This window comes from Photobacterium sp. R1 (genome assembly GCF_054600795.1).
Genome location: NZ_BAAHZP010000001.1, coordinates 242,488 through 256,794 on the forward strand (window position 1 = coordinate 242,488; position 14,307 = coordinate 256,794).

Annotated in this window: 12 protein-coding genes; 6 read left to right on the plus strand and 6 right to left on the minus strand. The window is 54.2% G+C overall.

What is annotated here, in order from left to right; genetic code table 11:
• Nucleotides 1-43 precede the first annotated feature (43 nt).
• Both ACYP03_RS01195 and ACYP03_RS01200 read left to right on the plus strand, forming a co-directional pair.
• The gene (locus tag ACYP03_RS01195) at nt 44-850 is read left to right on the plus strand and encodes an AraC family transcriptional regulator (protein ID WP_459778202.1); all 807 of its coding nucleotides are present in this window, start codon (nt 44-46) and stop codon (nt 848-850) included.
• Between the two features lie 54 nt (nt 851-904).
• A complete protein-coding gene (locus tag ACYP03_RS01200) occupies nt 905-2,413 on the plus strand; it encodes a hypothetical protein (protein ID WP_330960690.1) in 1,509 nt (502 codons plus the stop codon).
• 92 nt (nt 2,414-2,505) lie between these two features.
• Here ACYP03_RS01200 and ACYP03_RS01205 read toward each other — a convergent pair whose 3' ends face one another.
• The gene (locus ACYP03_RS01205) at nt 2,506-4,800 is read right to left on the minus strand and encodes a penicillin acylase family protein (RefSeq protein ID WP_459778203.1); all 2,295 of its coding nucleotides are present in this window, start codon (nt 4,798-4,800) and stop codon (nt 2,506-2,508) included.
• 324 nt (nt 4,801-5,124) lie between these two features.
• Entirely contained in the window at nt 5,125-6,072 is a 948-nt protein-coding gene (locus ACYP03_RS01210) for an ABC transporter substrate-binding protein (RefSeq protein ID WP_459778204.1), read from the minus strand.
• A 330-nt stretch (nt 6,073-6,402) separates the two neighbouring features.
• Here ACYP03_RS01210 and ACYP03_RS01215 point away from each other — a divergent pair, with 330 nt between their 5' ends.
• The 4 genes from ACYP03_RS01215 to rarD all read left to right on the plus strand — a co-directional run bounded on the left by ACYP03_RS01215 (nt 6,403) and on the right by rarD (nt 10,399).
• Nucleotides 6,403-7,362 carry an HlyD family secretion protein gene (locus ACYP03_RS01215; protein ID WP_459778409.1) on the plus strand — a complete coding sequence of 320 codons (960 nt, stop codon included), beginning with the start codon at nt 6,403-6,405 and terminating at the stop codon, nt 7,360-7,362.
• Nucleotides 7,355-8,281, plus strand: a complete 927-nt coding sequence (locus ACYP03_RS01220) for an ABC transporter ATP-binding protein (RefSeq protein WP_248143765.1) — start codon at nt 7,355-7,357, stop codon at nt 8,279-8,281. Before ACYP03_RS01215 ends, ACYP03_RS01220 begins: the two co-directional genes overlap by 8 nt.
• Nucleotides 8,278-9,396, plus strand: coding sequence for an ABC transporter permease (locus ACYP03_RS01225; protein ID WP_248143766.1), 1,119 nt, complete (start codon nt 8,278-8,280; stop codon nt 9,394-9,396). Before ACYP03_RS01220 ends, ACYP03_RS01225 begins: the two co-directional genes overlap by 4 nt.
• A gap of 97 nt (nt 9,397-9,493) precedes the next feature.
• Nucleotides 9,494-10,399, plus strand: coding sequence for an EamA family transporter RarD (gene rarD / locus ACYP03_RS01230; RefSeq protein ID WP_459778205.1), 906 nt, complete (start codon nt 9,494-9,496; stop codon nt 10,397-10,399).
• Between the two features lie 45 nt (nt 10,400-10,444).
• Here the strand turns inward: rarD and ACYP03_RS01235 are convergent, their stop codons facing one another.
• The 4 genes from ACYP03_RS01235 to proW all read right to left on the minus strand — a co-directional run bounded on the left by ACYP03_RS01235 (nt 10,445) and on the right by proW (nt 14,306).
• Entirely contained in the window at nt 10,445-11,575 is a 1,131-nt protein-coding gene (locus ACYP03_RS01235) for an HlyD family secretion protein (protein ID WP_459778206.1), read from the minus strand.
• Nucleotides 11,575-11,973: a DUF3302 domain-containing protein gene (locus tag ACYP03_RS01240; protein WP_459778207.1), complete on the minus strand. Its 399-nt coding sequence runs from the start codon at nt 11,971-11,973 to the stop codon at nt 11,575-11,577. Before ACYP03_RS01240 ends, ACYP03_RS01235 begins: the two co-directional genes overlap by 1 nt.
• Before the next feature lie 160 nt (nt 11,974-12,133).
• Nucleotides 12,134-13,150 (minus strand): glycine betaine/L-proline ABC transporter substrate-binding protein ProX, encoded by a 1,017-nt coding sequence (gene proX, locus ACYP03_RS01245; protein ID WP_459778208.1) that lies wholly within the window; start codon nt 13,148-13,150, stop codon nt 12,134-12,136.
• A gap of 10 nt (nt 13,151-13,160) precedes the next feature.
• On the minus strand, nt 13,161-14,306 hold the full coding sequence (gene proW / locus ACYP03_RS01250) for a glycine betaine/L-proline ABC transporter permease ProW (protein WP_248143771.1): 1,146 nt from the start codon (nt 14,304-14,306) through the stop codon (nt 13,161-13,163).
• Nucleotide 14,307: the final 1 nt, after the last annotated feature.

The window sequence follows — 14,307 nt, forward strand, 5'->3', positions numbered from 1 at the left end:
AATAACGAAGCTCAGACAGAAAACATCAAAATAGAGACATCTTATGTTGATCGATGCCAATGCTAGGTTTGACCCGGATGCCCTGCCTTCTCCGGTATTGGGGATTGCGTCACGCTTGGGCCAGCATGACTCCGGCCTGCACAAGCACGGTATGTTTCAGTTATTGCATGCCATGCAGGGCTGCATGTCGATTCAGCTGGACGGGATGAAGTGCGTCCTGCCGCCCAACCGGGCTGCCTGGATCCCGGCGCACACGCTGCACTGTGCGACAATGCGCAATGTCGTCGAGTACAGATCGCTGTATTTCGACGCACAATGGGTGCAAGGCCTGCCCCGGGAACTGGCGGTGATTGAAGTCACACCGCTCTTACGGGAATTGATTGAGCGTATGTCATTCTGGGAATGGGATAAGCCCCTCGACAGCATGAAAAACACGCTGGCGCTATTTTTTGAAGAGCTGGCAGAGGCGAAAACGCAGTCCTTATTTTTGCCGTTGCCTCAGGACAAGCGGCTGAGCCGATGGCTTGAGCAACTGGAACGAAAAGAAGACATTGTGCCGTCGCTGAAGATCCTGAGTCAGCAAATTGGCGCCAGCGGGAAAACAATCAGCCGGATCCTGCAAAAGGAGACGGGTATGAGTTATCAGGCATGGCGCCAGCAATGGCGGCTGCTGAAAGCTATCGAATGGCTCTCGGAAGGGAAAGCCGTCAATGATGTTGCCTATGGGCTGGCGTTTTCCAGCGACAGCGCATTCATCAGTTTTTTTAAACAGCAAGTCGGGGAGACACCGCTGCGTTTTCAAAAGATTAATGACTGCAGATTTCTGTCTTCAGCGCAGAAAATAGAATAGCTTTATCCATTCAATTGCATGAGAATACCCCGCTTCAGCAACTGGGTGGGTATTATGGGACTCGACACAACATATGTGCCTGTGAAAGAAGAAGACATCGAAGCATACATTCTTGATGTGATCAGGCAGCCTGAACTCCAGGCACAAAAAATTTCTCAGTTATCACAGATTGAAGCGGATCAGAGCTTTCTGGCGGAAACCTTATACCCGGCACTGCTGGGCAGTCAGCCTTCAGATCCTTTCGACAGCCACTTTGGCCGGGTGGCCGGATCCATTCTTGCCCATTTGCATCCTTATTATTATGAACGCGGCCTGTCTCTGGCCATGCTGAGCGGAAGTGAACCGCTGCGTACACTGGGTTTGGCCGGGCTGTTTCAGGATTTCAGAACATGTTTTCCAGACGTGATCTCCGGCAATGACAGCGGCGACCTGAACTATCGCTCCGGCATGTTTGTTCCTGCCCGGTACGTTGATAGCCTGCTGAACCTGATGCGTCAGCCGGAAGTGCTGCAATGCTTTGACGGTGAGGAGCCCAAAGGGCTGATTGCGGCGCTGCAGTATGCCGGCAGGCACGGAACCGGGGTGCTGGAAACGTTTGATATGGTTGAACCGGGCTGCGGCGAATTTTATACCACGCCTTATCAGCTGCGGGCCGGCTATCTGGGAAACCTTGATGATGAACGCAATGCGCTGCAGGGCGCAGTCGGAACCCTGCATCTCGGATTCCCCATGCCAGGCGGCCACTGGGATATGGATGAGGTCGGGCGTCTGACTTTAACATGGGCGCAGCAGGAAAATTTGTTACCAGCCATCGGGGAAATGGACAGCCGACAGCGTGCGGTGAAAGGTTCGGTCCGTCTGACCTTGATCAATCAGCAGCATATTCCAGTTATTCTGATTCATTCCGAAGAGGAGATTTATGTCCCTGATGTTGACGCTTACCTCGCGGCACTGAAAACATCGGTGTCGGATTTCTTGGTGCAGCACGGGATGGATACCCGTTATTTTGTCTCGCTGACCAAAGCGCAGGAGGTTCCCGAGGCGTTCAGGATCCAGTCAACCTGTCAGGTCGCGCACTCATCCAAACCAAGATTCTGCATGATGAATCAGAAAGCCGCATTTAAAGTGGATGATCTGCTCGTGCAACTTGAATTGACGGCGTTTGGCAAGTGTACGATCCGGGTGAATGATGTCGTGGTCGAGACGCTGAAAATTAAAGCGCGACGTAAAAGACATGTGCTGTTTTATGGCAATGGCGACTGGTATGGCCTGACCCTTGAAGAAGAAAGCGCGTTCACGGGCACGCTGAATATCGGTATTTTCAAAAACATTTATCAGGTGGCGTCTTACAGGTTGATCCGGGGCAGCGAGCGCTTTTCGAGAAAAACGAATTTTGCGATGTCAGCAATGGAGTACTTGTTTTTGTTTACGCTGGTGCTGTCTGTCATGATGCCGCGTCCGGCGGTAATGATCCCATGCATGATTGTGTTTTCACTGATGCGGCGGCTGAATAAGCGTCATCATATTTTTCTGGAACCGCTGGAAATTGGGGAGCGCGCCTGAGCTTCTCAGCGCATGCGGGAAGTTGTTGTGATCACTTCCCGCATGGTAAATAAACCTGTGTTTCATGACGCCGCGTTTCATGAATCAGTGTTTCATTGAGGGATGAGCGTCAGCCGGTATTGAATATTTCCCGGTAATAAAGGTGTTTTCCGATGGAAGGCATAATCATCAAAACCGGCACGGAAGAAGGGTGACAGCGGATTGGCCGATTGCCCGCCGGGGATCGTTAAGATGCCGTCGTCTTCCCGTCCGGGCTGAACCACAAAGCGTTCAGAAGCGCCAAATGCCCGGGTCTGCACCGCCGGTTCATATCGCCCGCCAAACCCCTTAATTTCAGGCATATTCAGCAGCCAGCCCAGTTGCGGCATCGTTTTCGCAAACGGGTGCTGAATTGCGAGTGTGTTGACCCTTCCCCAGTTGAGTTCAGCCAGCTTCTGGTCCGGACTGTATCGTTTGAAGAGTGCCTCTTTTGCATCGGTATAAACATTGATGAGCAGGGTCGCCCAGTCTTTTTCTCCGGCTGGCAGCCAGGATGCTGGTTCTTCCTTCAGCAGTTGCCAGATAGCTGGCTCAAGGTTGTCTTTAATAGGTTTCAGGCTCAGTCCCTCGGCAGAGAGCAGATGCTGGAGCGGGGCAAAAACGGTATCAAGCAAACGGTCCCTGAAGGCACGGGTGAGGGTATAGCCGACGGACTCAGCACAGGCGCATCTCTGCCATTGTTTTAAATACCGGATATCGTCCTGAAAGTGCTGCGGATGTAATGCCAGCTGAGATAACAACAGGGCCTGCCAGCGAGCCATAAATTGTGCTTCATTATCAAGCTGCATCTGGAAAAAATCTGATTCATTAAATTGCTGTCTGGCCATCAGCTTGTCACGGATCTGAACCGCACGGCTGGCAATGGCATACCCGCCATCGCCAAACCGGGCATCGTCACCGGCGCTGACCACCCGGCTGTTGGCACTCCACAGCCGCTGATGTGCCGGGTTTTCGACAACCGGCACCTGTTCTGCGCGCTCCTCCCATAAGGTTGCCGGATAGGCTGATGCTGTCACCGGGTTTTGTTGCGGAGCGGCTCTGGCCGGAATGGCCCCGGTTAAACGCCATGCCGCATTGCCCTGGCTGTCAGTGATCAGCATGTTCTGTACCGGAATCCCCGTGGACCGGGTTGTGGCTAACCCGTCTGCGACACTGGATGCCGTTTCGAGTGCCATGAGATCAAGATTGACCGCGTAGGGCTGATGCGCCACCCATGACAGAGCATAGCGTGCAGAGCCAATGCGGGTAACCGGGCCATCGGCCGAGAGTTCGACCGGGTATTCCACTGCGTTTCCCGGGGTTTTCAGCGTCTCCGTGACCTGAACGGTTTCAGTGTTGTCATCGAGCAGAACCCAGTCCGCGGTATCAATATAGCCATTGGTAAAGCCCCAGGCGATCTTGCCATTGGCGCCAACCACAATGGTCGGGGTTCCCGGCAGGCTGACACCGGTGACCTGGATATTTTGTCCGTGATCCGGATAGTTCAGCTGGGCGCGGTACCAAATGACAGGCACATTTAAGCCCAGGTGCATGTCATTGGAAATCATGGCATGCCCTGACGAGGTCAGTTGTCCGGTCACCGCCCAGTTATTACTACCGTATACCTTTGGTTCACCGATGGGCTGGTGGGCCGCGAGCGAGACGGCCGGAACGTCCAGAGGCGGAATCTCAATCTGTGTCAGTGGCAGATGGGAATTATCTAAAGCGGCCTGCAGCGGATCGGTTTGCGTGACAAAGGCTGTCATCTGCGGCCCGAAGGCCTGTCTCAGACGCTCCATAACCTGTTCGCGCTCAACGGTACCGTTCTGCAGATCCAGATACATGGAATAGATCACCAGAAAACTGTCTTCAGGTTGCCAGGGGGCCGGTGATGTGCCGCTCAGCAGATATTCAAAGCTTCTGACCTGTTGGGCATCCAGCGCTGCATTGACGCCCCGGGCATATTGTCCGAGCAGCGTGCGTTGCTTATCGGTGAGCTGCGCCAAAGCGAGCCGGGCTCGTTTTCGGAACTGATGAAAGCGGTGTTTTTTATCGATCGCCAGCGCATCCTCACCAAAAAGTTCAGCCAGTTCACCGGCGGCATTTCGCCGCAGTAAATCCATCTGGAAAAAGCGATCCTGGCCATGGGCGTACCCCAGTGCAAATGCAGCATCCGTCCGGCTGGATGCATGAATCACGGCGGTTCCAAGACTGTCTCGGTCGAGATGAGCGGGTTGTTCCGGCCCCTGGATGACAATGTTGCCATCCAGTTGAGGCAGGTTGGCCCATAAGAGTCCGTAGCCGGCACCGACGGAGAGAGCCAGTATGCCGGCGATCATGATCAGAGCTTTTGTGATCTTTGAGGTCATGCGCAGTCCTTTGCTGATGTGATTTACGTCATACCGCAGGTTTTACCCAGGCCTTTGTTTATCCGGTGTGTTTCAGAACCAATGGCTTAAAGGAAGGATAGTGATATTTGGTCTGACTTGCAGATTTGATGCGGTAAAGCGGTTGCCGGATCGCGAAGCAGGGGTTAGGAAGAGAAAAAGACAGCCCGCAGCTTGGTGGAATCTCAAAACTGCCGGACTGTCTGTGCTCAACTGTCTTTGCTTGAATGTGTTGTGTCCAAGCAGAGTTCAAAACAGAGTTTAAATTTGGCCGGGATGCTGGTGTAAGCGGGCACCGGCCAGGTCTCAGTTGAGAGTGGTGGTCTGGATATCTGTCGCTTCAAGCGTGAATTGAGGCAGGGTTTTGCGTAACGCATCGGCCATGGCCTCTGAGGCGAGTATGCCCCGGCAATGGGCCCAGTACCGGCCATCCACCTGATAAAACTGTTCACTTTTCACCGCTTGCAGGGTTGGCCAGACCGGTTGCTGCTGCCATTGCTGCAGGGCATTGTCCGGTACGATGGTGCCTGAAAGCAGAATATCCGGGTTGATGGTGCTGATTTCTTCCAGCGTCACCAGACGAAGTGCCCGGTCATCGAGACCAATCTGTTCCGGCACTCTGAGGCCGATGGCTTTCAGGACACCACCGGGATAGGCCGAGCCGGAATAGGCATAAACCCCGTTTTCCAGAGCAACGGCAAACAGGGCTTGCTGGCCGTGAACCGGACTGAGCTGCTTTTCAATGTGACGCATGTAGATGTCGTGTTCTTGCAAACGGGCAGTCATCAGGGCTTCCTGGTCGACCAGCTTGCCGATTTTTTCAGCCACTTCCAGGTTTTCTGCGTAGGTCTCGCCGCGCGATGCCAGCAGTGCCGTTGGAGCAATAGCACTCAGTGCCGGGTAAATCGCCTGATGGCGGTTGACGTCCGCAATGATTAAATCGGGCTTCAGGGCCGCAATCCGGCTCAGATCCGGGCTGGAGCGGTCACCGACAGAGACCCAACCGCTGATGCGCGAAATAACGGCCGGATGCAGGTTCAGCGGGTCATTGTCATCTGCGATCCCCACCGGACTGATCCCGATGGCTGCAAGTGCATCCGCAAAAGCATACTCCAGCGTCACAATGCGTTGCGGCGGTGTGTCCAGAGTCATACTTTTTCCAAGGCTGTCTGTCATGGTTGCAGTGAAGGCGGCAGTGCTGGAGAAAAGAAACAGAGAAAAGGCGATCCAGCGCAGATATCCCAACAGAGGCATGGTACTCCCTTGATTAACAGAGAAAAATATTATGGATTGTGGAGCTGTTGCTGCTTCATTCTAATGGCTTTCGAACGCAGTACAAGGGAAGTCTCCGGATAAAGAGGGGACTTCGGCCAGTTCTGGATCGGGATCGGTTTCCGGTTGCGGTTCCCTAATGCTTTTCCGCAGCTGAGGCCCTATCCTTGCTTTAAAGGCAGATTCAGCTGCGGAGATTTTTATCGAAGGCAAAAGGCGACAGAAAAATATGCAATCCTTGCGCAAGTGCATTGAATTTATGCCATTTCTGATTAGGATTTCAGCAACCATTCGTCATGGAGTGACATATTGATGAAACTTGTCGGGAACTGGGGCATAGCTGTCATGATTGCCCTGCTGCTTACCGGATGTAACCGCGCGTCAAACTCACAGGCGCTGGGGACGCTGGAGCGCGACCGGATTACGCTGACTGCCACCGCAACTGAAATTATCCGGGTGATGCCTGTGGAAGAAGGGCAGCCCGTGAAAGCCGGCGAAGTGCTGGTGAGGCTCGATACAACACGTCAGGCTGCGGTGCTGGCACAGGCAAAAGCACAGCAGGTAAAGGCCGAAGCTTATCTTCTGAGGCTGACCAACGGGGAGCGGGTTGAAGATATTGCGGCCGCCAAAGCGGGACTGGATCAGGCGGAAGCCCGTCTGGTGGATGCTGAAAAAACCTATGAGCGCCGGGAACGTCTGGTCAGACAAAAACTGATCAGCGTGGCAGAACGGGATAATGCCCGGGCGGAACGGGATGCGGCACGTGCCGAAGTGACAGCAGCCCGTGAGAATCTGACCAAGTTGACCCGGGGCGAACGAACCGAAGATATCCAGCAGGCGCAGGCTGAACTGGAAGCGGCGCAGGCGAATGTGGCGTTGCAGCAACGTATTTTGGATGACTTAACAGTGGTCGCAACCCGGGACGGGATTGTCGACAGTCTGCCCTATAACCTGGGGGAGCGTGTGCCGGTGAATGCAGTGGTTGCCGTGCTTCAGGCCAACAGCCGTCCTTATGCCAGAGTCTATGTGCCGGAGCCTTATCGTGTGGCAATGCAACCCGGCAAACAGGCAGCCGTCTATGTTGACGGTGTCTCACAACCTTATGAAGGCAAATTGCGCTGGATTGCGACAGAGCCGGCATTTACCCCGTATTACGCACTGAATGAAGATGACAGGGCCCGGCTGGTCTATCTGGCGGAGTTTGATTTGCCGGATGAAGCCCGATCCCTGCCTTCCGGGGTGCCTGTTCAGGTGGAGATGTCCGTTGAGTGAACTTGCAATCAATGCCGTCGGACTGACGCGGCGGTTCGGTGATTTCACCGCGGTGAATCAGCTGAATCTTCATGTGCCGAAAGGCAGTATCTACGGTTTTCTGGGACCCAACGGATGCGGAAAGTCGACTACGCTGCGGATGCTGACCGGACTGCTCAGTCCGAGTGAAGGGGAAATCAACGTGCTGGGTCTGCGGATTCCGGAACAGGCTGAGGCGCTTCGGATGAAAATCGGCTATATGACGCAGAAGTTTTCGTTGTACGAAGACTTGTCCGTCTCAGAAAACCTGCAATTTATCGGGCAGATATACGGCCTCTCTTCCCGTGAACTCAAACCCAGGGTGGCAGAACTTGCGGACACCTATCAGCTGAGCCGGCTGATGAAGCAACGGGTCGGCAGTATGAGCGGCGGTCAGAAACAGCGTCTGGCTCTGGCGGCTGCGGTAATGCATCAACCGGATTTACTATTTCTGGATGAGCCGACATCGGCTGTCGATCCTCAGTCGAGGCGTGATTTCTGGGAGCAGTTGTTTGATTTGTCTGATCAGGGCACCACGATTCTGGTCACCACCCACTATATGGATGAAGCTGAACGTTGCCACGGACTGGCGATTATGGAGTCAGGTGAGATCAAAGCGGATGGCCCGCCCAGCGAGCTGATGGAACAGATGGGCGTGAGTGTGGTGGAAATTGAGGCGCCGGGTTTGCGGCAGATGAAAGAGCGTCTGCTCTTGCTGCCCGAAGTGGTGTCGGCTGCTCAGCTGGGGATCCGGCTTCGTGTGCTGGTTCGGGCGGCTGAAACCGATCCGGTGGCCTGGCTGAAGCATCAGATGCCGTCGCTGCAGCAGGCAGAACTGACGGTTGTCCGGCCCAGTCTGGAAGATGTGTTTGTTACCAGCACAGGGAAGCCACGCCAATGAATCTTGTGTCCAGCCTGATCCGGATGAAGGCGATTCTGGTCAAGGAGTTCCGTCAGCTTTCCCGCGACCGGATCACCTTCGGGATGGTGGTAATGATCCCGCTGATTCAGCTGTTGCTGTTTGGGTTTGCAATCAATACCGATGTGCGCAACATTCCGGTCGCCGTGGTCGATCAAAGTCAGTCTCAGTACGGGCGGATCATCACTGAAGCGGTCAAGGCCACGCAGGTGGTGACCGTGGTGGATGTTTACGCTACGCCTCATGATGGCGAGCAGGCCATTACTGCGGGTAAAGTCCGCGGCGTTCTGGTACTGCCCCGGGATCTGGACCAGCGGCTGGCACAGCACCGGGAAGCGGGCCAGTGGCTGGTGGACGGGTCCGATACCATGGTCAGCTCGGCACTGCTGCAGCTTCAGAATATGCCGGTGCAGAATCTGGTGGGAGACTATAAAGCGCAGCAGTCCAGCGTCATGACACCGACCTTTGAAGTCGCATTGTATTTCAACCCGGAACGCCGGACGGCGGTGAACATTGTGCCCGGCTTACTGGGGGTGATTCTGACAATGACGATGATTCTCTTTACCTCGGCTGCCATTGTCCGAGAACGGGAGCGGGGGAACCTGGAGCTGCTGATCACAACCCCGGTGCACTCGCTGGAACTGATGCTGGCGAAAATTGCCCCTTATATTGTCATTGGCCTGATTCAGGTGGTGATTATTCTTGGACTGGGTCATTTTATTTTTGATGTACCAATCAACGGCCCACTGAGCCAGATCCTGTTCGGCACCTTATTGTTTATCTCTGCCAGCCTGACGTTAGGACTGGTGATATCCACCATTGCGCAGACACAGCTTCAGGCCATGCAGATGACGGTCTTTATTCTGCTGCCTTCCATCCTGTTGTCCGGCTTTATGTTTCCTTATGAGGGGATGCCGGTTGTCGCGCAGTGGATTGCGGAGGTGCTGCCTGCAACACACTTTATGCGGATGATCCGCGGCATTGTGCTGAGAGGCGCGGATTTGGCTGTGCTTTGGAAAGATGCCTTGTGGTTAGCCGGTTTTACCTTGCTGGGGCTGCTGGTCGCGTCCTGGCGCTTTAAGAAAACGCTGGACTGACAGATCCCGGTTTCTGAGATCGCAAACTGAGGCAACATACTGATATGATGCCGTTCAGTGGCCGCAGGGCCGTGGGTTGCGATTTGCAGGAGTGGATGTGGGGAAAGGTGTTTTTTTATCTGTGTTGTCATCTTGCCTGTTCGGCGGGATGTATTTCTATGCAACGTTACTTCATCCGCTGGATGGAGAAGCGATTTTCAGCTGGCGGTTATTGCTGACACTTCCTTTTCTGACGCTCTTTTTGCTCAGCAGTCATGCCTGGGGGCAGGTGACAGAGATTGCCTTGCAGATCCGTCAGCGTCCGCTGCTCTGGTTGGGAATTCCCCTGTCGGCCGGTTTGCTGGGGTTACAGTTCTGGCTCTTCTTGTGGGCGCCGGTCAATGGCCGGGCCCTGCCTGTTTCTCTGGGCTATTTTATGATGCCGCTGGTAATGGTGGTGCTGGGCAGACTGGTTTACAAAGACAGACTGAGCGGATTGCAGAAAGTCGCTGTGCTTTTTGCCGGGGTAGGGGTTGCCAATAAGCTCTGGCTGTCTGGTGGTCTGTACTGGGAAACCCTTGTGGTCGCGATGGGTTATCCGGCCTATTTTATGTTGCGGCGGAAAATGGGCACGGACAGCCTGGGTGGTCTGTGGTTTGATATGGCGATGATGTTCCCCCCGGTCATCTGGTGGCTGTTTATTCAGACCGAAAGCCTGAGTGTGTTGATGCAGCATTCACAGCTGATTGCACTGGTTCTCGGACTGGGTGTGCTCAGTGCGCTGGCGGTGGGCAGTTATATTGTAGCCAGTCGCCTGCTGAGTTTCAGCCTGTTCGGACTGCTGAGTTATGTTGAACCGGTATTACTGGTGATCGTGTCTCTGTTGCTGGGGGAACGTATTGAGGGCGGAGAGTGGCTCACTTACCTTGCCATCTGGGTTGCCGTGGCGTTTCTGATACTGGATTGTGTGCGCCAGATCCTGACTCAACGGCAAGTCCGGCTGGCCGCCGGAATGAGTGACTGATCCGGTCATGCCCGCGGATTTCAGCGGGCATGGTTCAGTGAGGGTTTAATGGTCCAGGTACAGGTAGTTTTGCCAGCTCTTCATCCGAATCAGTACTTTACGCATCACTGCCAGATGGTGCGCATGATCGGAGTAGACCGCAATTTCCATATTCGCCCCTAAAGGCAGCTTGTAAGCACTGATGTCATCAATCATTTTGAGTCTGACCAGCGGCCGCCCCTGACGCATCAGGATTTCGGTGCCGTATAGCACGCCTTGTGCCTGCGCCTGACCTTCTCCGATGGCTGGCAGTACTTCCACGATTTCTGCTTTGAACGTTTTTCCCGGAATGGCGCGGAAAATCACATCGGCTTCATAACCGGGTTTGAGGCGTAACAGCGAGTTCTGACGAAAGGCACCGATAATGAATTCATCATCGGTATTGATAAAGGTCATGACCGGACGCAGCGGGAGCGGAACAGCCATCATGCCCGGCCGGAGCAGAACCTGAGTGACAAATCCACGGGTCGGCGCCCGGACAATGGTGGAGTCCAGATCAAACCTAGCTTTGACCAGCAGAGCTTCAATCTGGGCTATGCTGGTGTTCTGCCCGTTAATATTGGACTCGAACGCCAGTTTGGCTCGCCGTTCTTCCGCATGCGCAGCATCGAGCGATGCTTCGGCGCTCCGGTAGAACTGTTCGCGGTTGTCCACATCTGCTTTGGTGAATGCACCGCGTTTGTAGCCGGTCGCATAGCGCTGGTATTGCTGGTAGGTTCGATCGCGTTCGGCCTGAGCTTTGACTCTCGTTGACATCGCAGCTTTGTAGGCGGCTTCCAGTCCCAGCACATTTTGTCTGGTTTCTTCCAGCTGTGCTTCCAGTCTGTCAACCTCAGCCTGAAAAGGCGTCGGGTCTATTTTAAAAAGCACATCGCCCTGGTTCAGAGGGGTGTTTGGCCTGACCGGCACTTCGGTGACTTTGCCACGGACATTCGGCATGATGGGCGTCGAAACATAGTATTCTCCTCCCAGACTGGTGTGCGGATGGTTGTAGTTCATCAGCAGTACCAGTGCACCCACCAGGACAATGCCGCCCAGAACGGCAGTCGGAACCGTCCATTTATTCAGAGGGATCCGGAAGATCTTAAAAATAAAAATACAGATTGCAGCGTATGAGAGAACCAGCAGGGTTTCCATTATTGATGGCCCTCGTCATTGTCATTGCTTTTCTGTTGACTGGCGGGATTGACCGGCGGACGGGGAGCGTGTCTGAGTGCGGTCAGTTCGGTTTGCAGCAGCTGAATTTGTGCTTCCATTTTGGAAATCTGGGATTGCAGCAGAACCTGCTCATTCTGAATTTGCTGAAAACCCCATCCCCGTTCTTTTCTCCACAAGGTGGCCCAGATCCATAAAAATGGCCACAGCGCGTGCAAAGTGAATAAACTGACCCATCCGGCATAGTGGATAGCGTCCTGATGGGGATGCTCCCTTTCCTTGGCAATCTCATAGGGAATGTCGTGAATTGCGATGATGCCATAAAACATCACCAGGGCGACGAAGATAAGCAGCCCTAATGCAAAATAATCTAAAAACATAGAGTTACCCTAAATTCCGGACCATGATCTCAAGAGTATAGCGAAAAAATAAGCTTAGCCGATGTAAGGTTTTTGACTTTAAGGCGTCGTTCAGATCAAGCAGGCCGGCGAAATGCCGGCCTGTCGGAGAGAAAGTCTTGTGTGGTGTGTCACCGGAGGATTAAGACGCATCCTCTGCAGCTTGTCTTGCTTGTGCAATCCAGCTGTTAAACAGTTTCTGGTGCGATTTGATCCAGCCGTTGGCGTGGTTCTCAATGTCCTGCTGGGAGTTCTGGCCCTGACTCATCCGCATATTCTGGGCACTGACGTCATTGATATCCAGCTGCATGACTTCAAACAGTTTGGCGGCCGCCGGATTGTCTTCGGCAAATTTTTTGTTTGCCACAATCCGCATGCTGTTCATCTGAAATCCGTAGTTTTTGCCGTTCGGCAAAGTGGTGTCCACTTTTTTACGCTCGCCCGGCAGTGCGGAAAAAGGAACTTCCAGCCAAACCACGTCTCTTCCCGGAACCAGCACGCCGCTGACCCAGTAAGGCGTCCATGTGTAGTACAGAATCGGAGAACCGTTCCGGTAGCGGGAAATTGTGTCGGCGATAATGGCGGCGTAGTTACCCTGATTATGGGTGACTGTGTTGCGCAGCCCGTACACATCCAGCTGATGCTCAATCACACCTTCACAGCCCCAGCCCGGGTTACAGCCGGTGAGATCGGCTTTGCCGTCACCGTTGGCATCAAAGAGTTTGGCCAGTTTCGGATCTTTCAGCTGGCTGATATTGGTGATGCCGTATTTTTCAGCGGTTTTCTTATCAATCAGATAGCCCTGGGCTGCACCGGTAATGTATTCCCCTTTTCGGTAAAACTTATTGTCTCCGCCGGATTTGATAAATTTGTCTTTATGCAGGGGAGACCAGTTCACCGCGAGGAAAGTAGCATCCCCATTGGCAATCGAGGTATAGCCGACGTTGTAATCGACCTCTTTGGTCGGCAGAACCTTGTACCCCAGCGCTTCCAGAGCTTTATTGACAATCAGGGTCTGAAAGGTTTCTTCCGCCACCGTACTCTGTACGGGCTGAACGGAAATTCCCTGACCGGGTTCTTCGGCCGCGGTGGCGGTCCATGTTGCGACACCGGCAAGCAGTGCCGCTGAGAGTGAAAGTGACTTCCAGCGTGTTGTCATGGTGTTCTCCTTAAGATTGTGAATGGGTCGTCAGTTGCGGGGTCTCATCTTTTTTGAACCGGCGATAAATGAAGCCAATCGGGCCGTGTTCATACCAGTGACGGTATGCTTTGCCGCGATCAGATGCCCCCATGGCCTGGGTCAGACGGTCCAGCAGAATAGCCAGAATGACAATGCCCAGACCCCCAATGGCGGCCAGTCCCATATCCAGACGACCAATGCCGCGCAGGACCATTTGTCCCAGACCGCCTACGGCGATCATTGAGGCAATGACGACCATAGATAGGGCCAGCATCAGTGTCTGATTCACGCCAGCCATGATGGTTGGCATGGCCAGCGGCAGCTGAACCTTGTAAAGCATTTGTTTTGGATTCGCGCCAAAGGAATGTGCGGCTTCAATCAGTTCTTCCGGTACCTGCCTGATCCCCAGAATCGTCAGCCGGATGATGGGGGGGAGGGCAAAGATGATGGTGACGACCACACCGGGGACGTTCCCGATACCGAAGAGCATGACAATCGGCACCAGATACACAAAGGCCGGGGTTGTCTGCATTGCATCGAGAACCGGCCGGATGATTTTGGCGGCTTTTTCACTGCGTGCCAGCCAGATCCCGGTGGGCAACCCGATCAGCAGGCAGAAAAAGACCGACGTCAGAACCAGTGCCAGCGTGACCATCGCCTGATCCCAGGCACCGATGGCGCCAATCAGTAAGAGCGAGAGCACGGATGCGATCCCCATCCGGGCGCCCGCAATCTGCCAGGCCAGAATCATGATCAGGAAAATCATCAGCAGTGCCGGCGTCGACTGAAGTAAGGCCTGAAAAGCCGTGAGAATGTAATCAATCGGGACACTGATGGCCTGAAACGCGGGCCGGAAATTAGCGACCAGCCAGTTGATTCCGTCTTCCACCCAGCGATCAAAGGGGATCAGCGCATCCTGAAACGGGTGCATCCAGTCGATACTGGGATCGGCCGGGGCTGATGCCGCTTCGTTCAGCCAGTCAGACCCTGAATTGGGCGTTGAACCGGCGGCATTCCCCCAAGGGTCGGTATTGGCAGCATCTGTCGTTGCAGACCAGGGATCCTGCACAGGTGGTTGTTCCGGCACCGTTTCTGTTCCCGGAGCGGATGATACGGTTTGTGTTTCCTGGCTCATG

What these genes read in the sequence shown, in the direction of transcription:
- ACYP03_RS01195 (WP_459778202.1), top strand. Translation starts at nt 44, where the DNA reads ATGTTGATCGATGCCAATGCTAGGTTTGACCCGGATGCCCTGCCTTCT.
- ACYP03_RS01200 (WP_330960690.1), top strand. Translation starts at nt 905, where the DNA reads ATGGGACTCGACACAACATATGTGCCTGTGAAAGAAGAAGACATCGAA.
- ACYP03_RS01205 (WP_459778203.1), bottom strand. Translation starts at nt 4,800, where the DNA reads ATGACCTCAAAGATCACAAAAGCTCTGATCATGATCGCCGGCATACTG.
- ACYP03_RS01210 (WP_459778204.1), bottom strand. Translation starts at nt 6,072, where the DNA reads ATGCCTCTGTTGGGATATCTGCGCTGGATCGCCTTTTCTCTGTTTCTT.
- ACYP03_RS01215 (WP_459778409.1), top strand. Translation starts at nt 6,403, where the DNA reads ATGAAACTTGTCGGGAACTGGGGCATAGCTGTCATGATTGCCCTGCTG.
- ACYP03_RS01225 (WP_248143766.1), top strand. Translation starts at nt 8,278, where the DNA reads ATGAATCTTGTGTCCAGCCTGATCCGGATGAAGGCGATTCTGGTCAAG.
- ACYP03_RS01235 (WP_459778206.1), bottom strand. Translation starts at nt 11,575, where the DNA reads ATGGAAACCCTGCTGGTTCTCTCATACGCTGCAATCTGTATTTTTATT.
- ACYP03_RS01240 (WP_459778207.1), bottom strand. Translation starts at nt 11,973, where the DNA reads ATGTTTTTAGATTATTTTGCATTAGGGCTGCTTATCTTCGTCGCCCTG.
- proX (WP_459778208.1), bottom strand. Translation starts at nt 13,150, where the DNA reads ATGACAACACGCTGGAAGTCACTTTCACTCTCAGCGGCACTGCTTGCC.
- proW (WP_248143771.1), bottom strand. Translation starts at nt 14,306, where the DNA reads ATGAGCCAGGAAACACAAACCGTATCATCCGCTCCGGGAACAGAAACG.